We start from the raw sequence: 22,718 nt of genomic DNA, 5'->3' as shown, positions 1-22,718 counted from the left end.
GGCTTCACCCCATTGACGGTGTAGCCAGCCTTCCAAGCCGCCGAATGGAGCAGGTAGACGGAAGGGGCCATCATTTCCTTGAGATAGATGTGGTAATACTCGTGCGAGATCATCATGAATTTCATTGGACTGGCACCGATTGGTTTTGCGGGACGTATTGCTGCGCCATCTGCATTGCCTGATGGTGCTGCTGCATGGCTTGCGAAGCCATATCGCCCCTCACCTTCTCGACGGTGGTGCGGTGCTCGATCTCAGCCTGAGCCACACCCAACTGAGCTTTGCGCTGCTCCGACTCCGCCTTGATCTTCGTCGTCTGCAGATCGATCATTTGTTCCGGCGTCGGCTCAGGAGGAGCCTTGGGAGCGGTTGCGGCCTGCGAAAGCTGCGCACCTACCTGCTCAAGCGTGTTTTCGAGTTGGCGGCCCGCTCTGAACCCACGAGCGGCAAACAGTAGCGTCTCCACCATCACAGGGACGAGCATCGGCGTCTGCTGAGCGATGGCGCCAGCCTGTTGCATGAACCCGCCGATCATCTGCACAAATTCCATGCGGCGCTGCTTCTCGGCGTCCTCGTCGGGCTCGATCGTCGAATCCGTCTCGATGTCGATGCGGAAGCCGCGCACGCTGTCATTGCGCAGCAACTGCACGACTTCATCGATGGTCGGCTGCTGCATCATCTGCTGCATCTCAGGGGGAACCTGAGGCGGTTGCTGCGGCGGTGCGGGCTGGCCCATCTGTTGGGCGCGGGCCGCTGTCTGCTGCGCCATCATCTGCTGCTGTTGCATCTGCATCTGGAACTGCTGCTTCTGCGCCGCCGTCGGGAGTTGAATGCCGCTGACGAGCATCAGTGTCTCGGGCTGGAATTGATCGCAGATGATCTCGCCAGCGATATTGACAACGTCACGGGCAAATCGAGCAAGCTCGGCCTGGCGATCACGGATGCGAATGGAGCCCCATTGGCTTTTGATGCGCTGCGCCGTCGCCGTCTCCGAAGCCTGCGTATCGCCGCGGACGATGTCAGAGATGCCAGTGATCTGATAAACGTCCTCGACGAGCTGCTTGCGGACCTCGATGCAGGCCACGATCACCTTCTGCACCTGATCGATCGGGAGCGTCACGATGGCGTTGGAGCCGCCCTTATCCGTGAAGGCCGCCCACTCGGGGATCGGCACCATGACGGTGTCGTTCTCGGGGCGCATGGCCTTCTCAATGGCCGGCGATACCGAACCATCTCCCGAGGGATAGAACACCTTCAGACGCAGTTGGTCCGTGAGCTTGTTGATGCGCCGGGTGAGCGTGTCGATCTCATCGCACTGCTGCTGATAGTAGACGTAATCCGGGACAGGGATGAGCGATCCGGTGGACAGCGTGCCGAATGCCGGCCGTGGGCATGGGAAGAAGCGTGTGAGCTTCAGCGGCGGCTCAGACACCTCGAGCGCAGCGGGCGAGCCATCAGCGATCCAGACGGTGTAGTTTTCCGTCTTGCACCAGATCTCCCAGACGTAGATCTTTCCCTCGTCTTGGGCGCGTTCTGTCGAATTGGTGCCGCGGCTCGATCCGGCGCCGTTGGCGTCAAGGCTTGCCCGACCATTCGGGAAGCGCTTGTCGAATTCCTCATCGGTCATCGGCACACGGCGGGCAACCCACGTCACGTCTTTCCAGCGACGGGCCGGCGAATGCAGGAAATCCGACCAGTGCACATAGTCGATGCAGATCCGCTCGTCGGTGATCGCCTCCATGGGAGAGACTGGCTCGCCGCCCATGCCGTCTTCAGCTTCGGACGGCTCAACGCCCATATCGAGCGGTTCGAAGTCCGCCTCATAGCGCAGCCAGACAGTGCCGCGGGCGCAAAGCAGGAAGTCATCCCGAACCGCCCGCATGACCGAATCCATATCCGTGTCATCGGCAGTGAATGACAGATTGCGCTCGACCAGTTCGGACGCCATGCGCGCTACCGGCTGAGAGTCCTTGAAACGACGCTCGACGACGGGCTGCGGAACCCGAGCATAAACTGCTGGCTGCAGAACCGAGGTGTTCGCCCACAGCATCGGGAAACGGCGCTTGGCTGCGCTCGTCTGGTCCGATTGCTGCTGCAGATAGATCTTCTCGATCTTCGTGCAGCGGTCCACCCACGACTTGAAATAGCGCTGCGCACGCTCGATCTCCTGCTGCCAGTGCGCGCCGACCTTGTTCAGATCAAAGCCACCATCAGGCGAGCCCTCTGCTTCATAGTCCATTAAACGTGCTCGCTATAGGTCGGGGTGGAATCGATGAAGTCGTTGAACGACATTGTGTGGAGCGACTTGGGCGCCGCTGCTGCTTCAGCCGTCGGCTTCACATATGGCCGCGACATGCAGGCGTAACGCACCTCGTCGGCTACGTGGTCTTCAGCATCCGTGTCCAAGTCTTCCGGCCTATCCGGGTCATGCTGGAGCAGCGGAACCGTTCGGATGAAATCCTTGCACGTCGAGAACACGAACATGCCTGGGATTTCACCGTCCCCTTTCATGCGTGCTCTCATCTGGTCCCATCCGCCCATAGCGCCCCGCTGAGAGACGCGGGCATTGTCTGCGCGCCGGAACGTCACCTTATAGGCCGTCGCTCTTGCCATGCGCTCTGCGATCGAAGGGCCGCCATCCTCGGAGAATGCAGCAGGATCGAGAACGCCATAGGAGATCAGCGCGCTATTCTCGCGCTCGGCGATTCCTCGTCCAACCTCTTCAGCCGTGAGCTTCAAGCCGACGTTCGCCTCGCCTTCCTTGCAGCCGTACCATTCCCGATAACGGACGATCGCGCCGCGTGGGAGCCATCCATTCTCCGTCTGGTGATCATCGCCGACAACGGCCCACCAGCCAACGGAGAACGGCCTTGCAGATCCCCAGTCCATCGACCGGAAGCGAGTCCACGACAGTGGGATCTCAAAGGGCCGAATGATCTGTTTCGATGTGCTCCAGCAATCGAAGAAGGCGCCCTCGATCGCGTTCCAGTCGCCGGAGAGCCACGCTTTGACCAACTGATCGGAGCCGACCAGGTACAGGTTATTCACGTAATCCGGGTCATTCTGCATCAGCAGCTTGTTGTCCTCGATCCGGCTCGGGATGAAGACGAAGCGATGGGTCTTGCCGTTCGGGAGCAGGCGAGACAGTGGGCGCATCCCCTGCGGCTCGGGGTCGATATACCTCTGCTTGATCCAGTGCTGTCCAGCGCCGCCAGGATTGCCCGTCAGCAGCAGTTGCGTCGGGATGCCTCTCGCAGACCGAAGAACAGCGAACAAGCGATCTATGGGCTTGCTGTCGGGGTAGAGACCAGCTTCCTCGACGCACGCGTCAGAGACGTTCTGCCCCTGGTATTTGTCCGCATCCTGCACTCGCTCGAGCGGACGAAACCTCAAGCGGCCACCACCGGGAAAGACCCATGTCTTCTTCTGGTCATTCCAGCCAGCACCGATCTTGCCGTAAATCTCCTTGCTGCGCTCGATCGCATCATCAAGCATCGGCAGCTCGCGACGGCAGAACAGCGCATTGAAGGCTGATCCATACATGGCCGCCTTGATCGCATACTTGCCCAGCACGCCATCAGTCTTGCCGCCACCGCGCGCACCACCGAAGAACACCTCACGGAACGGGCAATCCACCAGAGCTTTCTGAGGGCCTTCCTGCGGCGCCCAGATAACCCTACGTGTCAGATCCACCATGATCCTTCAGCCATTGATCTTCGGATACAGGCTTGGCGCTGACGACGAAATCGAGCGCGCCGGTCAAATCAACATCGAGCTTGTCGCCGTAGACCTTCGGGCGAAGTTTCGCGGCTACCCATTTGCGCGTTTCGATTTGCAGCCGGCGGTGCTCAATCATGTCGGCTTTGGTCAGCTCCAGAACGTTGCCGTCCTTGTCGACCTTTGTCTTCTCTCCTGAGACCGGGGTATCGGCAATATCCAACGTCTCATCAAAGAGCGCGTCAGCTTGAGCCTCGCGCGCACGCGCGTACTGGTCACGGAAGCTGTCATGTGCGGCTAACCATCTGAACACCGCAGATTTGGACGGCATGCTCTCCGGTTCACAAATCCTTCGTAGACTTTTCCCTTCGGCAAGCTGCTCGCAGATGGTGTCCGCGATCTCTGGTGAATAATCTGATGGTCTGCCTGTCATATCCCCTCACCTTCTGATCGGTGCGGCTTGTGTTGGGTGTGCTTAGAAGAGCGCGATGATGTCTGCCGCCGTCGTGCCTGTCAGCGCCACGATGGCAGCATGCACAGGCAGGATCGTTCCGGCGGGGACGTTTTTGAAGATCACCGGGTCCATATCGCGGCGCGGGGCAATAGCGATATTGCCGGCAGTGCCGACATAGAGGGCGCGGGCGCCAACCAGCGCGCTATCGTTTGGAGTGACAGCAGCGGCCCGAGAGGCCGGAGCAATTGAAGGGTCCATGTCAGATCACCTCGCGCTCAAGGCGGTTGAGCTGGCCCTGAGCATTGCGAACCACATCGACGGTACGCTCTGCGTCCTGGCGCAATGCGAGGAGGATTGAGCCGGCTTTCCCTTGGTCAGTTTGACCAACAGCCTGAGGAGTGGCGCCGCAAAGACGGTTGACCATCTCGTCGACACGAAAGGCAAGCTGACGAGCTTCTTCGAGTGCGTTGCTGGCGGCGTTGACCGCACTCGGTTCCGTGCGCGCCGAGATACCTTCTCCCGTGAAGTAAGGCTTGCTGACATTGTTTGCGCTATCGAGCATGGTCATTTCCCTTTGTTGGATGAGAAAGGCGAAGACAGCCAGGGCTGTGGAGAAGTCGAACAATGTGCACAAGTTGCGAATGAATCCGCTCTTTTTCGCGCTCAGATAGCAGGCCCTATTTCCCGACTCGCCATTGTGTGTCCTCCTGATGGTGCAACCAGAAAAGGAGAGGCGAAATGGCTGCGGCATACGTGATCAGTTACGATCTGAGAAAGGCGAGAAGCTACGACACATTGATCAAGCAGCTTCGAGACTGGGGCTGCGTCTCACCTCTGGAGTCTCTTTGGTTCGGATATCTCAATGGTCCGGCTGCGGCGATACGCGATGGCTTGATGAAGCACATCGATGCGGACGATGGCCTTGTGGTGATCGAAGTTAAACCGACCTCAGACTGGGCGATCTTCAAAGCTAATGAGTCGTTCGCGGATTGGCTTCGGAAGTATGTCGGACCTTGAATGCACGCTGCTACTGCGGCGATGAACACCTGAAAGGAACTAGCCAATGAAGCAAAACGTTCGCGCGGCCGTCGCTGCGATGGCAATCGGACACGCTGGCAAAAGAAATATTTCGTCTGTTTACGACTACAAAGCTGGGCGACATGTCAACGTAAGCGTGACTGTCCACGGAGATAGGCTCGATGGTTACGATTACGAAAATAGCTGCCACTTTGGCGGCACATTGCCAAGCGCCTATCACTATGGCGAGGGAGCACACATCGAGTTGAAGAGCAATGGAGGCGGTAAATATGGCGGCTATGATTATGGCGACCGATGCCACTTTGAAGTGACCGTCAACGGCAAGAATGCCGAAATTTACGATTATGGCGACAGCGGGTTCTTCTCCTACTCCTCATGATAAGCTGATGCAGGCGTGAGCCCCTCAAACCTGCCGCGCCCGGTGCCCCGGTGTTCGAATTTCCTAAATGGAAAGGGTCGATTGCGGCGTCACCGCTCGGCGCGCTCAAGGAGCTGCCGGCGGCGTTCGTTGCGCCAGTGGGCTTGTGCCAGGACTTCCGCCCTCACCTGCTCCTTCTGGCCGGCCACCTCGATATCGCGCCAGTCCGTGGCGCATTTTTTCGAAGCTACCGTTATTGACGTGTCTTCTACGGCGTTTTGCGTCACGTCGTCAAAGGTCACTGTCAACCGGACGCGGCACTTTTGGTTGAGGTTGTCTGCAATCTGTTGACAATGCGATTGAATTCGCCGTTCGAAAGTGCTTCGGGACATGTCGATTTTCTTCAAATAGGCCTCGAAGTAGACGCCCTTGCGAGTTTTGATGAACGCAAAATCGTAAACAAGCTTGCGCTGCTCCTCGTCCAGGTAGGTGTTAATCCAGTGCCAGGTTTCGTGCATCCTGCTGATGGCGCCGGCCGATGGGATGCGCTTGACCGTCGCCTCGTTGTAGCCGTAGCCCTCCATCAGATCACGAACGATGTCCGACATAGCCCCGAGCCCCATCCGCGGCCCCAACGCTGCTGGGGACGATCTGAGGGTCAATGCTCCCTCGATGATCTGCGCTCTCACCTGCTCGAAAGTCCATTCCGCGAAAACCATCGTCATGCCGCTTCTCCTCGATAGGGCCAAAGGCCGAATTGCATTCTGAGGGCCACGAGGATTTCGTCACTCGTGGCCATTCCGTATTTCATGGTTCGGGCACCTCGGCGGAGCGCGCCAAGATCGATCGCGTTGAAGTCGTCGACCAGGGACGGCCGGCGTACCAGATCGGGATTGCCTGCGAGAAGACGAGAAACAGCTTTCAGGACGTCGGCATAGAGCTCCCCCGCATTGTCGGGATTTCCCGTGACCAGCATCAGGACCAGGCGAAGGTGGGATTCGCCGTGCCGGCGCCCGATCTCCCGGACTGTCGGCTTACAGAAACATTCCCGCGCGCGGCGGCTCGTCGGGCTGTGGTGCTGCCAGTCCCGGAGGACAACACCACATTCCCGAGCGACCTTGTGGATATTGACGGATTGGCCCAATAGTCACCCCGCCATGATCGCGCGATATTGAGCGTCGAGGTCGTCGACTGGGCCAGCGGGCAAATTTGCCTCCTGAACGGCTAACCTGCCCTCTTCCGCCAGTTCATCGGCGCGCTCATTGCCGACAATGCCGCAGTGACCCTTCACCCACTGGATTTTCAAGCCGCTCGACTGTGCGGGTTGAAGCGCCTCGTCGATCGCCTTCCACAGGTCGAGGTTCTTGATCCCACCGTCATCACGTTTCGGGCTGTTGAGCTTCCGCTTGTTCCAGCCTCGAGCCTTCCATGTCTTCAGCCAGACGTTGGCGCCCTCGACGCAATACTGGCTGTCACACCAGATGGTAACATTCCGCAAATTTGCGGAATGATCAGCCGCCGCCTCAATCGCCTTGAGAAGACCTGTCAGCTCCATCTGGTTGTTTGTTGTCTCGACCGCGCCGCCGAACGCCGAACTGGTCTCGACTCCGTCGCGGTAGACCACCACGCCCCAGCCGCCAGCGCCGGGGTTCGGGATTGCCGCACCGTCGCAGAAGATGTGTACGCCTTCAGCAAAGACCTTCGGACTGAAATCATGCGCCGGCTTTTTCAGGTTGGCGTAGGGCGGTTTCATTTTCGCCGTCTTGCCCTTCGGCGCCTTGACGTCACGGAGGATCTGATCGGCGGCAGCCGAGATGGCTTTACTCTTGGCCTCTCGCGAAGGTGTGGGCATGATAACCATACCTTTTTCAGTCACGCCCTTCTGGATCAGGAACAGCGTCGACGTCATGTCCGAGCCCTTCGCCGGGAACTTGACGCGAGTGCCAAGGAGCTGCTGAGCCATGAACGCCGCCTGCCTGGCCGAAGCGAAGGCGAGAGTGTCGGCGCCGAGGCCGCGGAGATAATCCCGCAGCGGGTGCAGCGAGGGTGGGAAGGTGTACGTCATCGGCGCATCTCCTTAAGCCGGCGGCGCAGTTTCCATTTGATGGCGAGGATCCTGAAGATGATCATGCTGCCCTCATCGCTTTGATTGAAGTCGGCCGGCTCTTCTTGCACTTCCGATTCCAGACGATCGCCAGCGAGCGCCAAAGCGGCCATTTCTGTGCCAGCGCCATTTGCTTCGCGGCGTCGAGATCGGCGATCCAAGTGCCCCTGATTGCCGCGACCAGGTCATCCGTTTTCAGAATCGTGCAGTACTCTTCGCTGGTCAGGAGCAATTCGACAGCCTTGATCTGATCCTTCAAAATCGGGGCGAAGCCGGCCTGGGCCAGCACCTCAAGAATTGCACGGGACTGGACGTTGCCCCGCTTGTTGATCAGGGCGGCGATGGCATTGATGGCCACCGTCTGCCCCGGCTTGGTAGCTCCGCCGGCTCCAGGATGCCGCAGAATCGTTACGCCCGCCTGCTGACAAATCATGTCGATCGTCATCGCGTCGAGGTCGTGAGCGACCAACGCCGATTGGTGGAGTTGCAGCGCCGTCACCTGCAGGCGCTCAGTGTTCTGTCCGACGAAAGCTGCCGCCTGTTGTGACGTCGCCGACGCCTCGACGATCATGATCGGAATGAAGTCAATCTCCGGATGGCTTGCCGCGGCGATTGCCGTATGCTGCCCGTCGAGCACCTTCAGAACCGTCACGCCATCATGTTCGGCATAAGCGCAGATCGGCGGCTTGAACTTATTCCAGTCCCAAGCCTCGACGATCTTGCGGATCTGCCGGAGACCGCGCGCCCCGATCTGCCGCTGATATGCCGGGTCCACATACAGCGCCGCCGGGTTGACGCGTTCACAGATCGGCTCCCCATTCTCCGGCGTGTCTATATCCAGGCCCGTGATGTTGACGGGATCGATCTTTCGGAGTTTGAACAGCTCGTCTTTCGAAAGCACGTCGTTGACGATCCGCATGGACTCGCGCAGCAGATCCGGCGAGGTGTCGGGGAATTCGGCCGCGATGATCCTCGCGATGATGTCGTTGATGTCCTGCGTGGTGCCCTTGCGGCCGGTCTTCTTTGCCGCTTCGTCCAGCAGGAATTTTGCGATCTCTAGGGCGTTCATGGCTCGCTCCTGAAGTGATGAGGAAGGAGGCGGTGGATCTTGCGTTCGGCCGCCGCGCGTTTGCGAGCCGCGAACTTCTCGATGCGCCGGTACATCTCCGCTTCGATCCGATCGTCGGTTTCTTCACCGATCGCGAACAGACGGTCCCGAAGGGCGATCATCTTTTCCTTCGTGCCGACCGCGACGACGTTTCCCCGGTACTGCCGCTCCCTGAGATAGGCGCGAGGGCGCGTAATCGACTGGCCGATCGTGTAGGTCCGAGGGTGATAGGGCTTTGGCTTGACGTCGGCCACCTCATAGACGTGGAAGATCTCATCCACGAGGTGGGATTCCCATCCGCCGCCGCGATTGCTGAACATCTCCAGATGCTCCGGCATATCCCGCATTTGTGGCCCGTAGGGCTCGTTGAAGGCCAGCACCCACTGACCAGGTTTGATGTCGACGAACACGGTCATGCTGCCCCCTTCGGGTTGTCACCCTTATTGTTGGAGCCGACGAGGTAACGGCGATTAATTTCAGCCTGAACAGCGCGCTTGAACTCATCGAGCTGCGCATCGATGTGAGCTTCGTCGATGCCAAGCACCTCGAGCTGATCGCCAAGCCGGTTGATTTCCGATCTCCAGTAGGCTTTTCGGTCGTTGCCATCCTTTCGCTGGTAGACTTCCGCCACGCGCCGCACCTTTGCAACGCGGGCTTTCAGAGGAAACGGGATCATCTGGCACTCGCTCATGATGCTCTCCTTTCGTTCGCGCGCGCGCCCGCGGCGTCATACTCAGTGCCCTCCGGGCGGGCCAAAGGCACGGCCCTTGGAACCGGTGCGCTGGCTTCGCCATCGCCGCAACCAGGCCGAGGCGTGTGCGGATGCTGAACCTGCCGTGGAGATTGCGAGGCCTCAGCCGGCTCTGCTTTTGAAGATGGAAGTTCGATGGAAGCCGCTCGATCATTATTTGGCGTCGAGTTTGCGGCTTGGTTATATTCAATTGATATATCGGTAGTGGGAACGTCCCCTTTTTGTATTTCGATAGGGGTGGTGGGAACGTCCCCTTTTTCACCGATCGCATTGAGCGAAAGCCAGTCGTCGTGCTCCGGCGTCGTTGAGATATCGATGTCGGAAATATCAGCCGGAGGCCCGTACCGCCGGCGCCGATCATTGGCGGTCACGGTGCCTTTCCTGCGGTCCGTCGGCGATATGCCGATCTTTCCCGGGCGTGGGTTTTCAGAACGCTCGCCGGCCAAAATTTCCTCTGCCCAACCGACGCAAATGAAGTAAACGCTGGCCGTACCCTTCATGGGCCACGGCGATATCGCGTTGATATCCTCCTGGTCCTTCATCGGCAGTTCGGAGAATCGAACCTGCATAAGAGCGCCGATGTCGCGCAGTTCCTTGATGATATCCTTGATGTTTCGGACGGAGCAGCCCTGCACGCGCGCCATCTCGCGACGGCTGACCCAGCAGGAGCGAGACTTTGCATTCGCCTTGTGGATCAAGAAGTGCAGCAGATCGCGGTGGATCTTATGCTTCTGCAACTCGACGCTTTCGAACATCGCATCGCGGAACCGGTCTTTCCAATTGCGAGAAGACTTCATACGAACGCCCCTCCTGCAGAAGGAGTAAGCGGTGGCCAGGAGAATGGCATGGCCACTCTGGCAATTTTGTCGGGTGAGTGTTGCAAGGGTGTCGGCTCCTCTTGAAGGAGCCAATATGTCACCGTGACACTATCTCGTCAATAAAAAGATGTCACAGTGACACCTATTCGCCAGTTTTTTTCTTTCGGCTTGTCCGTTTGGGACGAAGCTTTTCGGCATTTTCTATGATGAAATCATCACTGAAGCCACTCGATGCCTCAGCGATGCGGGCGGCGCGGATCTTGTCAAGGCGAGCCTGGATCTCGTCAATCTCATCAATGAAGGCGAGCTCTTCTCGGAAGCGAGCAGGATCGGGATAGGCATCTTCCAGCGCAGCTACGATTTCAGCATTCATGCTTCGCTTGTTGGACTTGGCGGCGTCAGCAATCCGCTCCCTCATACCGTCTGGCAGGCGAAGCATGAACTTATCTTGTTCTCTAACTGGCTTATCGTCGGTCATCACACAATCCATACTGTCACGGTGACATAAAATAAATAGTGTCACGGTGACACTTTTCGTTGACTGAATGATGTCACCGTGACATACATACTTTTAACGAAAGGAGAAGCAACGTGGTTAATTCGCCAAACCAGACGAAAAAAATGGTTCGCCTGCCTGAAGAAATTCAAGCGTTCATTGCCAACCAGGCAGAGCGAAACGGCAGCTCTCAGAATAGCGAAATAATTCGCTGCATACGGGAGCGGATGGATGCCGTTCGAAGCTCCGCAGAGAGCAGGGCAGGCTGATGCAGCGTCGCGGCTGATCCGCGACAACCTTTCAAATCGGAGCAAGACAATGCAGAATGCAGTTCCTGCAGCCGGCGAAGCTATGCCCGCTGCCATGTCGCCTGAGTACCATGAAGCCTGGAAACGCGCTCGCGGACTCGCCAAAGAGCTTTCCCGAGCCCTTGCGGCCGCCGGCGATGCGGAGTTCGCTCACATCCGCCCCGCTGGCACCATGTGCCCGATAGCTTTCGGCAACGCGCCCCAGGAAGACCCGCTGCTGTTGGCGATCGACGCCTACAAGAAGGGCTGCGCCGACTACCGCGAGCTTCCCGACGATGATCCAGTGGCCGAAGAAGCCGCCATCGAAGCCACCTATGGCGCACCGATGCAAGTCCTGACGGAATGGGAACAGCCGGCCCGGTCGCGAGAAGCCGTCGTCGCCGCCCTCGAGCTTCTGAAGTCTGAACATTTCGTCGCCGGCGGGATGGGCATAGCCCTGCTCGATGCATGCATCCAGTTTGCCAAAGGGGAGATGTTTTGATGAACCGCTCAGTCAAAGCCCAAACCGCCTTGCAGCGCCTGGATGCGCTTTCGAAGGAAGTCGCCCACATTCTCAACGAGAACCCCGAACTCGCGATCGAGCGCGTCTCGATCTACGAACACGGTGTTCACACCATCTACCAGATCCCAGGCTTCTCGGATGTGCTTCCCGCCCTCATTCGGGGTCACTCCGAAGCCTTTGCGGCATGGACAGCCAATGTTGGCCTCGCCGGTGATCTCGTTGCCGAAGCCGAGGCTTTCAAGCGCCTCGAATGCGCCGAACTTGAATTCATCACCCACAAGTGCCGCAGCGCCCATGAGGTACAGATGAAGCTCGCTTATGTAGCTGAATGCCGATCCATGGCGGACTCCATCCATGGAGAAGTCGATGCGAATGGCACGCCATACCAAACGCTGCTCCTGGATTCGCTGCGCCTGCCCGCGGATACCGGCACAGGGAGGGCAACGGCATGAACGACCTCTTCGCCCCAGCAATCCCGGCCGAAACTATCATGTCCGATCGCCTGCGCATCCGCATGGTCGAAAGCGACGGAATGGCGCCGGCCCTCCTGCCCATGCGCGATTATGTGCTTATCGCGCCCATCCAGAGCTATCATGGTGATGGAATCTACCTGATCGACCTCTACGGCGGGTCCACGCTTTACCGGGTTCAGAACATGCTCGGTGGCCAGCTGCGCCTTTTCATGGACAACCCGCTTTATACGGGCAGGTTCACCTTCACCCGTGAGCAGTTCGAGGAGATCGTGCTCGGAATAGTCGTCGCCGACATCAAGGTTCGAGACGAACGCTTTCTTGTGGATAACGGGGGAAAGTAGCCGATGGAGAGCGAAAACCCCTTAGTCACGCTTGTCAAGGCGCTCGCCAGGCGGCGGGCGCGGCTTGACGCCATTCCGCCCACCCCCGCTAATGAGAACATCTCAGAGGAAAAGCAGGCCACAAAGCAATGAAACGCGCAGTGTTCTACGGTCGCTTCTCGACCGATTTGCAAAACGACAAGTCGGTCGAGGACCAGTTCAGCTTGTGCCAGGACTTTGCGGCGCGGCTGGGCGTCACCATCGTAAAGCAGTATTCCGATCGGGCAAAATCCGGAGCGTCGATGTTTGGACGGCCGGGGCTTGCCGATCTGATGATGGCTGCCGAACGCGGGGAATATGAAATCCTCATCACCGAACACACCGACCGCGTCTCCCGCGATATTGCCGACCTTGCCGACATCCATAAGCGCCTGAAGTTCCGAAACATCGAAATGCAGTGCGTCAACGGCGGCTTGATGGATACCGCTCAGATCGGGCTTTACGGCATCGTGGGCCAGATGCAGCGTGAGGAAGGCGCCCGCAAGGTAAAGCGCGGCATGACCGGCGTTGTGCGCTCTGGGCGCAATCCTGGCGGCAAGGCTTACGGGTACCGGCCGATACAGGGCCAGAAGGGCGAACTGGAGATTGTCGAGGAGGAAGCGGCTATCATCCGCCGGATCTTTGACATGTACGCCGCCGGCCTAAGCGCGCGCACCATCGCAAAGGCTCTGAATGATGAAGGCGTGCCAGCGCCGCGGGGCAAGCAGTGGAATGCCTCGACCATCAATGGGAATAGCAATCGAGGGAACGGCATCCTTCGAAATCCGATCTATGCCGGCCAGATCGTCTGGAACCGCGTCCACATGGTCAAGGATCCGTCGACCGGAAAGCGGGTGTCGCGTGTCAATGACGATTCGGCAGTGGAGACGATCGATGCGCCGCATCTGCGCATCATCGATGACAAACTTTTCCGGCTCGTGAGGGACAGCAAGACGGAGCGGACCGGCGCGGCAGCACGATCGGCGCCGAAGAACAAGCGCCTGCTGTCCGGACTTCTGCGCTGCGAGTGCGGAGGTTCGCTATCGATTATCGGCACTGACCGTAGCGGCCCGCGGGTCCAGTGCACAGTGAACAAAGAATCGGGCAGTTGCCCGAACGACGCCCGCTATTACGTCGAGAAGATCGAGCGCGATGTTATGGATCGATTGCGGGAGATGTTTGCCGACACATCCTATATCGACGCCTACGTCACCGAATATCAGGCCGAGAGCAAGCGATTGGCTGCCGAGCGGCGCAATAGCCGCGGCAGCACTGAACGCGCCCTGGCGGACGTCCAGGAGCGGATAAACCGGCTTCTTGATCAGGTGGCGCGCGGGACGATCGAGGAAGAGGATGTGTTGTCGATGCTGCCGCCGATGAAGGCCGAGCGAGCCAGGCTGAAGGCGGAACTCGATGCACAGGAGCCCCCGACGAACGTCATCGAGATCAAGCCGAAAGCCGTCACAAAATTTCGGGAAGATGTGGAAAGCCTGGCTGAAATCCTCAAGCAGCGAGGAGCGGAGCCAACGCCGGAGATGGCACGGTCTTTCAGGGAGGTGATTTCGGGCATCATCGTTTCCCGACGGAAACCGGGGGAGGCATACCACTATGAAATCAGGGGTTGGCTGGAAGGAATTACCGGCCCAGACTTGTCGTCTGTTTTGTTGGTAGCGGAGGAGGGATTTGAACCCCCGACACAAGGATTATGATTCCTCTGCTCTGACCTGCTGAGCTACTCCGCCACTGGTCAAACGATACCTGCTCGCGAAGCGCTGCGGGCTCGTGGGATGAGCGGCTTATAAGGTGCGCTTCGGCTTTGTGTCAAGCGCATGATCGAGAAAAACGGTGCGCTTTGCCGCCCGCCCTCTCCTATTGGATTCAGGCGGCGACGGGGCTGGCCAGCAGGGCCTTTAGCGAGGCCTCGGCCGAGGGTTCGCGCTCGGAGCGCTCGATGAAGCCGCCGCCGAAGACCCGGGCGTCGTCGCCGGGTGCGGAATAAAGCGCGCAGGCCTGGCCGGGGGCGATGCCCGCCTCGCCGACCGTCAGATCGACATAGGCGCCCGTGGCGTCGACATGCAGCACGGCGGGTGCCGGCGCCCGTGTCGAGCGGACCTTGGCGTAGCAGGCAAACCCGTCACCGGCGGCAGCCTGAGCAAGGGTCTCGTCGCCCAGCCAATTGACGTCACGCAGATAAACGCGGTGCGTTTCCAGCGCCTCCTTCGGTCCGACAATGACGCGGCGCGAGCGGGCGTCGAGAAAGACGACGTAGAGCGGCTCGCCGGTGGCGATGCCGATGCCGCGGCGCTGGCCGATGGTGAAGTGTAAGATGCCCTCATGAGTTCCAAGGATCCGGCCGTCGAGATGGACGATCTCACCGGCGAGCGCCGCATTCGGCTTCAGCTTAGTGATGATGTCAGAATATTTGCCCTGCGGCACGAAGCAGATGTCCTGGCTGTCGGCCTTCTTAGCGACGACGAGGCCCATCTCTTCGGCCAGCCTGCGGGTCTCGGCCTTCGGCAGGCCGCCGAGCGGAAAGCGCAGATAGTCGATCTGTTCCTGTGTCGTGGCGAACAGGAAATAGCTCTGGTCACGATCGGCATCGGCCGGGCGATACAGCGCGCGGCGGCCGGGATGCTCGGGCGACGGGTTCGGCCGCGAGCGGATATAGTGGCCGGTCGCCAGCGCATCGGCGCCGAGTTCCTTGGCGGTCGCCAGAAGATCGGCGAACTTGACGGTCTGATTGCAGGAGACACAGGGGATCGGCGTTTCGCCGGCAACATAACTTTCGGCGAAGGGATTGATCACCGTCTCGCGAAAGCGCTTCTCGTAATCGAGCACGTAATGCGGGATGCCGAGCGTTTCGCAGACGCGGCGGGCATCGTCGATATCCTGGCCGGCACAGCACGAGCCGGCGCGGTGAACAGCGGCGCCATGGTCGTATAGCTGCAGCGTAATGCCGAGCACGTCGTAACCCTGCTGTTTGAGAAGGCCGGCGACGACGGATGAATCGACGCCGCCCGACATGGCAACGACGACACGGGTCTCTTCCGGCTGCTTGTCAAAATCCAGTGTGTTCAACGGTGGTGCCAAATTCTGCGTGGGTCACGATCCGCCCTTGGGCTGCAATTGCGGCGGATTTGCCGATATCAGGCGGGATCGGCCGCCATTTGTCGATGAGGAACCGATATAGAAAGGATTGCATCGGGACGCAAGAGGCGGTGGCGGATAGCGGATTTTTGGAGTTCCCTGGCAAAGCAAGGCGCAGCGGTAGCCGCGCCTTGGAAGCGGGGGTGCGGCTCAGGTGCCGATCAGCTTGTTGCAGGCGAATGCGATGCCCGGATTGGCGATGATGGCGGTCAAGAGCGCCAGTCCGATTATCGAGAATGAATAGCGTTTCATAAACATCCTCCTTTCCAGCCCAAGTGAATTATGCCGGTTCGGCCGCCATTTTCAAAATGACGAATGCTTGAGCGGGGAACCGGCTCGCCGGAAATCATTCGATAAGATATTTTACCCGCTGTGGAACGTTTCGCTCGATCATGCGTTGCAGGTGGTGAATGTCGCAATCGAATTACTGTGGAGGGTTTGATGGCCAGGTTCGGAACGACAGCGGATTATACGAGGATCAGACACTGGATCGAGGAGCGCGGCGGCCACCCCGCCCGGATCAAGGATGCCCGGGATAGCGAAACCGTCGGCGTCGATTTCTCCTCGAAACCGACGGAGGAGATTTCCTGGGACGAATTCTTCCAGGGGTTAGACGGCAGCCGGCTCGCTTTTCTTCATCGCACCAAGGCGCAGGACGACGCCGCCCGCCTCGGCCGGATCGTCCGCCGACGCAAGCACCACTGAGTTCTTCCATTTCTTAGCAGCAAAAACCCGGCGCCGTTTCCAGCGCCGGGTTTTGCTGTTTTCCTTGGAAGGAAGAAACTTAAAGCGCGTCGCGGTTAACTTGATTCATGCGACGCGCTTTAGCTCTTTGTTTATGCATGTCGTTATCCGGGAACCGCTGCACACTTCCCGGCGACATGCATTAGTCGATATTGAAGGTAAGCAGCTTCGCCTGCCGGATCGCCTGGTGGGCCGTCAACCGAGCGAGCACGCCCTCATCCACCTCGCCGTCGACATAGAGCAGCGCGATGGCGTCACCGCCCTGCTTGTCGCGGCCAAGCTGGAAGTTGGCGATGTTGACGCCAGCGGTACCAAGCGTGGTGCCGATGAAGCCGATCATTCCAGGGACGTCGGTATTGGTGATGTAGATCATGTGCGAGCCGACATCGGCATCAAGGTTGATGCCCTTGATCTGGATGAAGCGCGGCTTGCCATCCGAAAACACCGTGCCGGCGACCGAGCGCGTCATGCTCTCGGTCGTCACCGTCAGCTTGATATAGCCGTCGAACACGCCCGTCTTGTCGCGCTTGACCTCGGAAAGCACGACGCCCTTTTCCTTGACCATGATCGGCGCCGAAACCATGTTGACGTCGGCGACTTGCGGGCGGATGAGGCCGGCAAGCACCGCGCTCGTCAACGCCCGTGTGTTCATGTTGGCGGTGATGCCGTCGTAGAGGATCTCGATTTCCTTGATCGGCTCCTCGGTGACCTGGCCCACGAAGGCGCCGAGAACATCGGCAAGGCGGATGAAAGGCTTCAGGATCGGCGCTTCTTCAGCGGTGATCGACGGCATGTTGATGGCGTTGGAGACCGCACCCTTGACGAGGTAATCCGCCATCTGCTCGGCCACCTGGAGAGCGACGTTTTCCTGCGCCTCGGTGGTCGAGGCACCGAGATGCGGCGTGCAGACGACGTTCGGCAGGCCGAAGAGCGGGCTTTCCTTGGCCGGCTCGACCTCGAAGACGTCGAAGGCAGCACCCGCGACGTGGCCGGACTTGATCGCGTCGGCGAGAGCCGCTTCATCGACCAGGCCGCCGCGGGCGCAGTTGATGATGCGCACGCCCGGCTTGGTCTTTGCCAGCGCTTCCTTGTTGAGGATGCCGCGCGTCTTGTCGGTCATCGGCACATGCAGCGTGATGAAATCGGCCCGGGCGAAAAGCTCGTCCAGCTCGACCTTGGTGACGCCCATCTCCTCGGCGCGCTCCTTGGAGAGGAACGGATCGTAGGCGACGACATGCATCTTCAGGCCGATGGCGCGGGCGCAGACGATCGAGCCGATATTGCCGGCGCCGATGACGCCGAGCGTCTTGCCGGTGATCTCGACGCCCATGAATTTCGACTTCTCCCACTTGCCGGCCTGCGTCGAGGTATCGGCTGCCGGAAGCTGGCGGGCGACGGCGAACATCAACGCGATCGCGTGTTCGGCCGTGGTGATCGAATTGCCGAAGGGCGTATTCATGACGATGATGCCGCGGCGCGAAGCGGCCGGGATATCGACATTGTCGACGCCGATGCCGGCGCGGCCGACGACCTTGAGGTTCTTCGCCCCTTCGATGATCTTTTCGGTCACCTTGGTGGCGGAGCGGATGGCGAGACCGTCATATTTGTCGATGACGTCGAGCAGACGGTCCTTGTCCTTGCCGAGTTGCGGTTCGAAATCGACTTCGACGCCGCGGTCACGGAAAATCTGGACGGCGGTTTCCGACAATTCGTCGGATACGAGAACGCGAGGTGCCATTGTGGCCTCCTTCAAAAGTGTTCAGCGATGAATGAATAGAGATGCGAAGCTCCGCCCTATGGCGGAGCCGGATGCGATCACGTCAGGCTGCCGCCTGAGCGAGCTGCGCCTTCTGTGTTTCGAAGGCCCAGGAAAGCCAGGGCATCAGCTTCTGCATGTCGGATGCCTCGATCGTGGCGCCGGCCCAGATGCGCAGGCCGGACGGCGCATCGCGGTAATGGCCGACGTCATAGGCGACGCCTTCCTTTTCCAGCAGGCCGACCAGACCCTTGGCGAAAGCCGCCTGGCCGTCGTCATCCAGCGCCGTGATGTCCTTGTCGACGATCTTCAGGCAGACTGAGGTGTTGGAGGCCGTTTCCGCCTTGACGGCGAGATTGGCGATCCAGTCGTTGGCCGCGACGAAATCGTGGATGACCTTGGCATTGGCATCGGCACGCGCGATCAGCCCCTTGAGGCCACCGAGGCCCTTGGCCCAGACCAGCGCATCGATATAGTCCTCGACGCAGAGCATCGACGGCGTGTTGATCGTCTCGCCCTGGAAGATGCCTTCCGTCAGCTTGCCGCCAGAGGTCATGCGGAAGATCTTCGGCAGCGGCCAGGCGGGCGTATAGGTGACTAGGCGCTCGACGGCGCGCGGCGAAAGAATGATGACGCCATGCGCGCCCTCGCCGCCCAGGACCTTCTGCCAGGAGAAGGTGACGACGTCGAGCTTGGCGAAATCGAGTTCCTGGGCGAAAGCGGCCGAGGTGGCATCGCAGATCGTCAGGCCCTTGCGGTCGGCGGGGATGAAATCGGCGTTCGGCACGCGCACACCCGAAGTCGTGCCGTTCCAGGTGAAGACGACGTCGCGGTCGAAATCGACGGCGGAGAGATCGGGAAGCTCGCCGTAACCGGCTTCGAGCCTGCGCACGTCCTTGAGCTTCAGCTGCTTGACGACATCGGTGACCCAGCCGGCGCCGAAGCTTTCCCAGGCGAGCATGTCGACGCCGCGTTCGCCGAGCAGCGACCAGAGCGCCATTTCGACGGCGCCGGTATCGGATGCCGGAACGATGCCGATGCGATAATCCGCCGGCACGTCGAGAATTCCACGGGTAAGGTCGATGGCCTGCTTGAGCTTGCTCTTGCCGACCTTCGCGCGGTGCGAACGGCCAAGGGCCGCGTCGGAAAGGGCTTCGAGCGACCAACCGGGGCGCTTCGAGCAGGGGCCAGAAGAGAAATGAGTATTATTCGGACGGATGTCCGGCTTTGCGGTCTTCGCCATGATGCTATCCTCTCAGATAGAAAGCCCTTCGTTGGGGAAGGGTGTCCCGCCGCCGTGTGTATGGATAGCAGGCGTCATAGTCAAGATCGAAGTGTCGCAGAGAGAGGATATTTTGACGCAGGCACGCTTGACGCAGCAAAAAGCCGCCCGGGCGGGCGGCTTTCTGATGGGCGCGAATTGAGCTTACTTGTAGACCGCCGGCTGCAGCGGAATTTCCGGCGGCGGTTCGTAGCTCGCTTGGGCGCATCCGCCGAAGAGGTAGCGGCCACCGACGCGGACTTCATGGGCGCTGAGCCCCTTGTCGCGGCCCGGACCGCCGTTTTCGGCATAGCCGAACATGTTGCCGCCGTCGATATGCAGGTAGCGGTAGCCGACATCGGCCTTGAAGTTGCAGGTCACGTCGACCGAGGCGCCGGCCATGAGGGCGTAAGTGAAGCGCCAGTTGCCCTTGCCGCCATGGGTGACCTGATCGTCGCAGAAGCTGCCGTCATCGGCGCAGGCGACGTTGCGCAGGTTCTTCCACTTGACGTAGGAGCCACCGATACCGGCGCCGACATAAGGCGTAACGTAGCCATAGGTGCCGAGATCGACATAGGCGTTGGCAAGCAGCGTATAAGCCGTCAGCGAAGAGCGGTCGCTCGACGTGCAATCCACCAGCGGGAAGCCGCACTGCCCGACCGTCGAGCCCTTGAAATCGGCCTGCGTCAGATAGTCGAAGGTCAGATCGGTGCGCAGATAGCTATTGATCTGATAACCGACACCGCCGCCGATCGTCCATGCGTCGTCGAGGTCAGCGTCGTCGAAATCGACCTCGGTGGCGTTGCTGCCCTGGAAATACCGGGCGCCGCGCAGATCGGTGAAGGCATAGCCGACATCGCCGCGCAGGTACCAGCCGGTCGCTTCGCTGACCGCCACTTCGGGCGGCTGCTCCGGGATAGGCTCAGCGGGGGCGAGGTCCGCGGAATAGGCATTTGTCGCGATCAACAATGCGGCGAAGATGCCGGACAAGCTTCTTTTCATGGATCCCACTCCAAAATCCGTTGGGTCGGCAGGCTTCAAGTCGCTGCCGGACTGATACGCTTCGGATGGATAATGAATGGGAAACGTTAAAAGCTGCTTAACCACGATTATTTACCGTAGATCTTGAAGCTTCAGGTAGAGAAAACATGGATTGCTGCGGTAAGTCTTTGAGAAGACGCCCTGACGAGACCGTTTGGCTGGATAACGAACCAGCTCTTCCCGTGATCTTCGACCGGCCGCGGCACGGCATACAATCGTCATCCGGCGGGTGATAAATTGGTGAGGGTGTCCCCCACCCTCATTCCTGTGCTCGTTACAGGAATCCAGTGCGTCCAAGTCCTTGGGCGCGGCAAACTCCCTTACTGGCAGGGGAGTCATTCACGGCGCCGACGCGCCGTGCCTTCATTCCTGTGACGAGCACAGGAATGAAGGTGGGCTGGGTTGATCCTTGCGCTAGATCTTCTGCCGTAGAGCATGGCGTCGAACGAAACCTCACGAGCAAAGCACGCCCATTAGCCACACGGCACGATCAGCCCTCATCCTGAGGCGCCCCGTAGGGGCCTCGAACGACGGGAGCGGTTGGCTGCGCAGTCACAGCCATCCGAATTATTGGATAGTACACCAGTGGTCGGCCTCGTCCTTAGAGGCCCCTTCGGGGCGCCTCAGGATGAGGACGGAGAGAGGACGTCGCCCATCCTCCGAGACCCGCCAAGCTTGTCGCCGAGCCCGATCTGTCTTCAAAGAATCAGGCAGCAGTCCGCACGTTCGAGATCGTGCCGATCAGCTCGTTGACGATGCGTTCGATCTGGGCGCGGTCGTCGCCTTCGGCCATGACGCGGATCAGCGGCTCGGTGCCCGAGGGGCGGATGACGAGGCGGCCGTTTTTGGCGAGCTCGGCTTCGGCATCGGCGATCGCCTTCTGCACCTGGATATCCTCCAGCGGCTTGCCGCCGCTGATGCGGACGTTGCGCAGGAGCTGCGGCACCGGCTCGAAGCGGCGGCAGACCTCGCTGACAGTCCGGCCGGTTCGCTTGACCGCGGCCAGGATCTGCAGCGCTGCGACCAGACCGTCGCCGGTCGTGCCGTAGTCCGAAAGCACGATGTGGCCCGACTGCTCGCCGCCGACATTGTAATTGTGCTGGCGCATATGCTCGACGACATAGCGGTCGCCGACCCGCGTACGGGCAAGCGCCATGCCGCGTTCGTCGAGGAAGCGCTCGAGGCCGAGATTGGACATCACGGTGGCGACGATGCCGTTGCCGCGCAGCTGCTGGCTCTCGGCCCAGCTCTCGGCGATGACGGCCATCAGCTGGTCGCCGTCGACGATCGAGCCATTTTCATCGACGATGATGACGCGGTCCGCATCGCCATCGAGCGCGATGCCGATATCGGCGCGCACCTCGTCGACCTTCTTCTGCAGCGCGACCGGGCTGGTGGAGCCGCAATTGAGATTGATGTTGGTGCCGTTCGGCTCGTTGCCGATGGTAACGACCTCGGCGCCGAGCTCCCAGAGCACGGCCGGCGCCACTTTGTAAGCGGCGCCATTGGCGCAGTCGATGGCGATCCTCAGACCCTGCAGCGTCACGTCGCGCGGCAGCGTGCGCTTGGCATGTTCGATATAGCGGTCATGCACACCGTCGACGCGCTTGGCGCGGCCGATGTCATCGGATTTGGCAAGCTGGGCGTTCAGGTCCTTTTCGAGCAGATCCTCGATCTCGGCCTCGAGGTCGTCGGAAAGCTTGTAACCATCGGGACCGAAAAGCTTGATGCCGTTATCCTCGTAAGGATTATGCGAAGCCGAGATCATCACGCCGATATCGCAGCGCAGCGAGCGCGTCAGCATGGCGACGGCAGGTGTCGGGATCGGGCCGAGAATGAAGGCGTCGAGGCCGGCGGCCGTAAAGCCCGCGACCATGGCATTCTCCAGCATATAACCGGAAAGGCGCGTATCCTTGCCGATGACGACGCGGTGGCGGTGGTTGCCCCGGCGGAAGATCGTGCCGGCGGCAATGCCGACCCGCATGGCGAGATCCGGCGTCATCGGGAAGACGTTGGATTGGCCGCGAATGCCGTCGGTTCCGAAATAGCGTCTCTTCATCTGCACTCCTGCGCTTTCCGCGCGCCATTCAAGGCAGCGCACCGTTCCAAGCGAATCCGGCTTCCATGGAATGTCGTCAATCCAGGAGCGTGATTCACGCTTGCCTCAATTCAGCGGAATGCCACAAAATGCGGCGATCGGCACGTAAATTAGCAAGAAAAATGATTATATCCCGTTACCAATAGAAAAGGCCGGATCTCCCGCTGGGGAAATCCGGCCTTGTTCAA

The 22,718-nt window shown here is 59.9% G+C and carries 26 protein-coding genes and 1 tRNA gene; 8 read left to right on the top strand and 19 right to left on the bottom strand.

Annotation, left to right across the window (positions count from 1 at the left end):
* Nucleotides 1-121 precede the first annotated feature (121 nt).
* The 5 genes from ATY75_RS11950 to ATY75_RS11930 are packed head-to-tail and all read right to left on the bottom strand — an operon-like array spanning nucleotide 122 to nucleotide 4,730.
* Nucleotides 122-2,236, bottom strand: a complete 2,115-nt coding sequence (locus ATY75_RS11950) for a hypothetical protein (RefSeq protein WP_088937688.1) — start codon at nucleotides 2,234-2,236, stop codon at nucleotides 122-124.
* Entirely contained in the window at nucleotides 2,236-3,693 is a 1,458-nt protein-coding gene (locus ATY75_RS11945) for a terminase (RefSeq protein WP_088937687.1), read from the bottom strand. The genes ATY75_RS11950 and ATY75_RS11945 overlap by 1 nt, the downstream gene beginning before the upstream one ends.
* Nucleotides 3,674-4,147, bottom strand: coding sequence for a terminase small subunit protein (locus ATY75_RS11940; protein ID WP_190241346.1), 474 nt, complete (start codon nucleotides 4,145-4,147; stop codon nucleotides 3,674-3,676). Before ATY75_RS11940 ends, ATY75_RS11945 begins: the two co-directional genes overlap by 20 nt.
* A 42-nt stretch (nucleotides 4,148-4,189) precedes the next feature.
* On the bottom strand, nucleotides 4,190-4,426 hold the full coding sequence (locus tag ATY75_RS11935; RefSeq protein WP_088937686.1) for a hypothetical protein: 237 nt from the start codon (nucleotides 4,424-4,426) through the stop codon (nucleotides 4,190-4,192).
* A gap of 1 nt (nucleotide 4,427) precedes the next feature.
* The gene (locus ATY75_RS11930; protein WP_143535292.1) at nucleotides 4,428-4,730 is read right to left on the bottom strand and encodes a hypothetical protein; all 303 of its coding nucleotides are present in this window, start codon (nucleotides 4,728-4,730) and stop codon (nucleotides 4,428-4,430) included.
* 176 nt (nucleotides 4,731-4,906) lie between these two features.
* Between ATY75_RS11930 and ATY75_RS11925 the strand changes: the two genes are divergently transcribed.
* Complete coding sequence (locus ATY75_RS11925; RefSeq protein ID WP_088937684.1) at nucleotides 4,907-5,185, top strand: hypothetical protein; 279 nt, start codon at nucleotides 4,907-4,909, stop codon at nucleotides 5,183-5,185.
* A gap of 46 nt (nucleotides 5,186-5,231) precedes the next feature.
* Nucleotides 5,232-5,585 carry a hypothetical protein gene (locus ATY75_RS11920; RefSeq protein WP_088937683.1) on the top strand — a complete coding sequence of 118 codons (354 nt, stop codon included), beginning with the start codon at nucleotides 5,232-5,234 and terminating at the stop codon, nucleotides 5,583-5,585.
* A gap of 89 nt (nucleotides 5,586-5,674) precedes the next feature.
* On the opposite strand, the gene ATY75_RS11915 is transcribed toward ATY75_RS11920, so the two are convergent.
* From ATY75_RS11915 to ATY75_RS35455, 8 genes are all read right to left on the bottom strand, one after another.
* Nucleotides 5,675-6,289, bottom strand: a complete 615-nt coding sequence (locus ATY75_RS11915; RefSeq protein WP_088937682.1) for a DUF6362 family protein — start codon at nucleotides 6,287-6,289, stop codon at nucleotides 5,675-5,677.
* A complete protein-coding gene (locus ATY75_RS11910) occupies nucleotides 6,286-6,708 on the bottom strand; it encodes a hypothetical protein (protein ID WP_088937681.1) in 423 nt (140 codons plus the stop codon). The genes ATY75_RS11915 and ATY75_RS11910 overlap by 4 nt, the downstream gene beginning before the upstream one ends.
* Nucleotides 6,709-6,711: 3 nt before the next feature.
* A complete protein-coding gene (locus ATY75_RS11905; RefSeq protein WP_245317558.1) occupies nucleotides 6,712-7,629 on the bottom strand; it encodes a ribonuclease H in 918 nt (305 codons plus the stop codon).
* Between the two features lie 61 nt (nucleotides 7,630-7,690).
* The gene (locus ATY75_RS11900) at nucleotides 7,691-8,737 is read right to left on the bottom strand and encodes a hypothetical protein (RefSeq protein WP_088937680.1); all 1,047 of its coding nucleotides are present in this window, start codon (nucleotides 8,735-8,737) and stop codon (nucleotides 7,691-7,693) included.
* Nucleotides 8,734-9,192 (bottom strand): hypothetical protein, encoded by a 459-nt coding sequence (locus ATY75_RS11895; RefSeq protein WP_088937679.1) that lies wholly within the window; start codon nucleotides 9,190-9,192, stop codon nucleotides 8,734-8,736. The genes ATY75_RS11900 and ATY75_RS11895 overlap by 4 nt, the downstream gene beginning before the upstream one ends.
* A complete protein-coding gene (locus tag ATY75_RS11890; protein WP_088937678.1) occupies nucleotides 9,189-9,467 on the bottom strand; it encodes a DUF6074 family protein in 279 nt (92 codons plus the stop codon). Before ATY75_RS11890 ends, ATY75_RS11895 begins: the two co-directional genes overlap by 4 nt.
* Nucleotides 9,464-10,324, bottom strand: a complete 861-nt coding sequence (locus ATY75_RS11885) for a helix-turn-helix domain-containing protein (protein WP_088937677.1) — start codon at nucleotides 10,322-10,324, stop codon at nucleotides 9,464-9,466. Before ATY75_RS11885 ends, ATY75_RS11890 begins: the two co-directional genes overlap by 4 nt.
* Nucleotides 10,325-10,487: 163 nt before the next feature.
* Nucleotides 10,488-10,823: an Arc family DNA-binding protein gene (locus ATY75_RS35455; protein ID WP_280950587.1), complete on the bottom strand. Its 336-nt coding sequence runs from the start codon at nucleotides 10,821-10,823 to the stop codon at nucleotides 10,488-10,490.
* 143 nt (nucleotides 10,824-10,966) lie between these two features.
* On the opposite strand from ATY75_RS35455, the gene ATY75_RS35450 reads away from it, so the two are divergent.
* The 5 genes from ATY75_RS35450 (at nucleotide 10,967) to ATY75_RS11855 (ending at nucleotide 14,192) form a co-directional block, all read left to right on the top strand.
* Nucleotides 10,967-11,110 carry an Arc family DNA-binding protein gene (locus tag ATY75_RS35450; RefSeq protein WP_088937758.1) on the top strand — a complete coding sequence of 48 codons (144 nt, stop codon included), beginning with the start codon at nucleotides 10,967-10,969 and terminating at the stop codon, nucleotides 11,108-11,110.
* Nucleotides 11,073-11,630, top strand: coding sequence for a hypothetical protein (locus tag ATY75_RS11870; RefSeq protein ID WP_190241349.1), 558 nt, complete (start codon nucleotides 11,073-11,075; stop codon nucleotides 11,628-11,630). The genes ATY75_RS35450 and ATY75_RS11870 overlap by 38 nt, the downstream gene beginning before the upstream one ends.
* Nucleotides 11,630-12,103, top strand: a complete 474-nt coding sequence (locus tag ATY75_RS11865) for a hypothetical protein (protein WP_088937675.1) — start codon at nucleotides 11,630-11,632, stop codon at nucleotides 12,101-12,103. Before ATY75_RS11870 ends, ATY75_RS11865 begins: the two co-directional genes overlap by 1 nt.
* Nucleotides 12,100-12,465, top strand: a complete 366-nt coding sequence (locus ATY75_RS11860; protein WP_088937674.1) for a S24 family peptidase — start codon at nucleotides 12,100-12,102, stop codon at nucleotides 12,463-12,465. The genes ATY75_RS11865 and ATY75_RS11860 overlap by 4 nt, the downstream gene beginning before the upstream one ends.
* 128 nt (nucleotides 12,466-12,593) lie before the next feature.
* A complete protein-coding gene (locus ATY75_RS11855) occupies nucleotides 12,594-14,192 on the top strand; it encodes a recombinase family protein (RefSeq protein ID WP_088937757.1) in 1,599 nt (532 codons plus the stop codon).
* On the opposite strand, the gene ATY75_RS11850 is transcribed toward ATY75_RS11855, so the two are convergent.
* Nucleotides 14,149-14,225, bottom strand: a tRNA-Met gene (locus ATY75_RS11850). The genes ATY75_RS11855 and ATY75_RS11850 overlap by 44 nt on opposite strands.
* Nucleotides 14,226-14,361: 136 nt before the next feature.
* Nucleotides 14,362-15,561 carry a tRNA 2-thiouridine(34) synthase MnmA gene (gene mnmA / locus ATY75_RS11845; RefSeq protein WP_088937673.1) on the bottom strand — a complete coding sequence of 400 codons (1,200 nt, stop codon included), beginning with the start codon at nucleotides 15,559-15,561 and terminating at the stop codon, nucleotides 14,362-14,364.
* A 510-nt stretch (nucleotides 15,562-16,071) separates the two neighbouring features.
* On the opposite strand from mnmA, the gene ATY75_RS11840 reads away from it, so the two are divergent.
* Nucleotides 16,072-16,335, top strand: coding sequence for a hypothetical protein (locus tag ATY75_RS11840; RefSeq protein ID WP_088937672.1), 264 nt, complete (start codon nucleotides 16,072-16,074; stop codon nucleotides 16,333-16,335).
* Nucleotides 16,336-16,516: 181 nt separating this feature from the next.
* On the opposite strand, the gene serA is transcribed toward ATY75_RS11840, so the two are convergent.
* From serA to glmM, 4 genes are all read right to left on the bottom strand, one after another.
* Nucleotides 16,517-18,112, bottom strand: coding sequence for a phosphoglycerate dehydrogenase (gene serA, locus ATY75_RS11835; protein ID WP_088937671.1), 1,596 nt, complete (start codon nucleotides 18,110-18,112; stop codon nucleotides 16,517-16,519).
* Nucleotides 18,113-18,194: 82 nt separating this feature from the next.
* On the bottom strand, nucleotides 18,195-19,373 hold the full coding sequence (locus tag ATY75_RS11830) for a phosphoserine transaminase (protein WP_088937670.1): 1,179 nt from the start codon (nucleotides 19,371-19,373) through the stop codon (nucleotides 18,195-18,197).
* A 183-nt stretch (nucleotides 19,374-19,556) separates the two neighbouring features.
* On the bottom strand, nucleotides 19,557-20,393 hold the full coding sequence (locus tag ATY75_RS11820; RefSeq protein ID WP_088937669.1) for an outer membrane protein: 837 nt from the start codon (nucleotides 20,391-20,393) through the stop codon (nucleotides 19,557-19,559).
* A gap of 745 nt (nucleotides 20,394-21,138) precedes the next feature.
* Nucleotides 21,139-22,491 (bottom strand): phosphoglucosamine mutase, encoded by a 1,353-nt coding sequence (gene glmM, locus ATY75_RS11815; RefSeq protein WP_003582103.1) that lies wholly within the window; start codon nucleotides 22,489-22,491, stop codon nucleotides 21,139-21,141.
* Between the last annotated feature and the right edge of the window lie 227 nt (nucleotides 22,492-22,718).

The sequence above is a fragment of the Rhizobium sp. N122 genome (assembly GCF_002211295.1).
Classification (GTDB): domain Bacteria; phylum Pseudomonadota; class Alphaproteobacteria; order Rhizobiales; family Rhizobiaceae; genus Rhizobium.
This window is presented reverse-complemented; position numbering and strand designations above follow the sequence as displayed.

Excerpts from the sequence above, each read along its gene's own strand:
- ATY75_RS11935 (WP_088937686.1), bottom strand. The coding sequence starts at position 4,426 with ATGGACCCTTCAATTGCTCCGGCCTCTCGGGCCGCTGCTGTCACTCCA.
- ATY75_RS11830 (WP_088937670.1), bottom strand. The coding sequence starts at position 19,373 with ATGGCGAAGACCGCAAAGCCGGACATCCGTCCGAATAATACTCATTTC.
- ATY75_RS11905 (WP_245317558.1), bottom strand. The coding sequence starts at position 7,629 with ATGACGTACACCTTCCCACCCTCGCTGCACCCGCTGCGGGATTATCTC.
- ATY75_RS11840 (WP_088937672.1), top strand. The coding sequence starts at position 16,072 with ATGGCCAGGTTCGGAACGACAGCGGATTATACGAGGATCAGACACTGG.
- ATY75_RS35450 (WP_088937758.1), top strand. The coding sequence starts at position 10,967 with ATGGTTCGCCTGCCTGAAGAAATTCAAGCGTTCATTGCCAACCAGGCA.
- ATY75_RS11890 (WP_088937678.1), bottom strand. The coding sequence starts at position 9,467 with ATGAGCGAGTGCCAGATGATCCCGTTTCCTCTGAAAGCCCGCGTTGCA.
- ATY75_RS11870 (WP_190241349.1), top strand. The coding sequence starts at position 11,073 with ATGCCGTTCGAAGCTCCGCAGAGAGCAGGGCAGGCTGATGCAGCGTCG.
- ATY75_RS11865 (WP_088937675.1), top strand. The coding sequence starts at position 11,630 with ATGAACCGCTCAGTCAAAGCCCAAACCGCCTTGCAGCGCCTGGATGCG.
- ATY75_RS11895 (WP_088937679.1), bottom strand. The coding sequence starts at position 9,192 with ATGACCGTGTTCGTCGACATCAAACCTGGTCAGTGGGTGCTGGCCTTC.
- ATY75_RS11820 (WP_088937669.1), bottom strand. The coding sequence starts at position 20,393 with ATGAAAAGAAGCTTGTCCGGCATCTTCGCCGCATTGTTGATCGCGACA.
- ATY75_RS11925 (WP_088937684.1), top strand. The coding sequence starts at position 4,907 with ATGGCTGCGGCATACGTGATCAGTTACGATCTGAGAAAGGCGAGAAGC.
- ATY75_RS11900 (WP_088937680.1), bottom strand. The coding sequence starts at position 8,737 with ATGAACGCCCTAGAGATCGCAAAATTCCTGCTGGACGAAGCGGCAAAG.
- ATY75_RS11920 (WP_088937683.1), top strand. The coding sequence starts at position 5,232 with ATGAAGCAAAACGTTCGCGCGGCCGTCGCTGCGATGGCAATCGGACAC.
- serA (WP_088937671.1), bottom strand. The coding sequence starts at position 18,112 with ATGGCACCTCGCGTTCTCGTATCCGACGAATTGTCGGAAACCGCCGTC.
- ATY75_RS11885 (WP_088937677.1), bottom strand. The coding sequence starts at position 10,324 with ATGAAGTCTTCTCGCAATTGGAAAGACCGGTTCCGCGATGCGATGTTC.
- ATY75_RS11950 (WP_088937688.1), bottom strand. The coding sequence starts at position 2,236 with ATGGACTATGAAGCAGAGGGCTCGCCTGATGGTGGCTTTGATCTGAAC.
- ATY75_RS11915 (WP_088937682.1), bottom strand. The coding sequence starts at position 6,289 with ATGACGATGGTTTTCGCGGAATGGACTTTCGAGCAGGTGAGAGCGCAG.
- glmM (WP_003582103.1), bottom strand. The coding sequence starts at position 22,491 with ATGAAGAGACGCTATTTCGGAACCGACGGCATTCGCGGCCAATCCAAC.
- ATY75_RS11945 (WP_088937687.1), bottom strand. The coding sequence starts at position 3,693 with ATGGTGGATCTGACACGTAGGGTTATCTGGGCGCCGCAGGAAGGCCCT.
- ATY75_RS35455 (WP_280950587.1), bottom strand. The coding sequence starts at position 10,823 with ATGACCGACGATAAGCCAGTTAGAGAACAAGATAAGTTCATGCTTCGC.
- ATY75_RS11930 (WP_143535292.1), bottom strand. The coding sequence starts at position 4,730 with ATGCTCGATAGCGCAAACAATGTCAGCAAGCCTTACTTCACGGGAGAA.
- ATY75_RS11855 (WP_088937757.1), top strand. The coding sequence starts at position 12,594 with ATGAAACGCGCAGTGTTCTACGGTCGCTTCTCGACCGATTTGCAAAAC.
- ATY75_RS11940 (WP_190241346.1), bottom strand. The coding sequence starts at position 4,147 with ATGACAGGCAGACCATCAGATTATTCACCAGAGATCGCGGACACCATC.
- ATY75_RS11860 (WP_088937674.1), top strand. The coding sequence starts at position 12,100 with ATGAACGACCTCTTCGCCCCAGCAATCCCGGCCGAAACTATCATGTCC.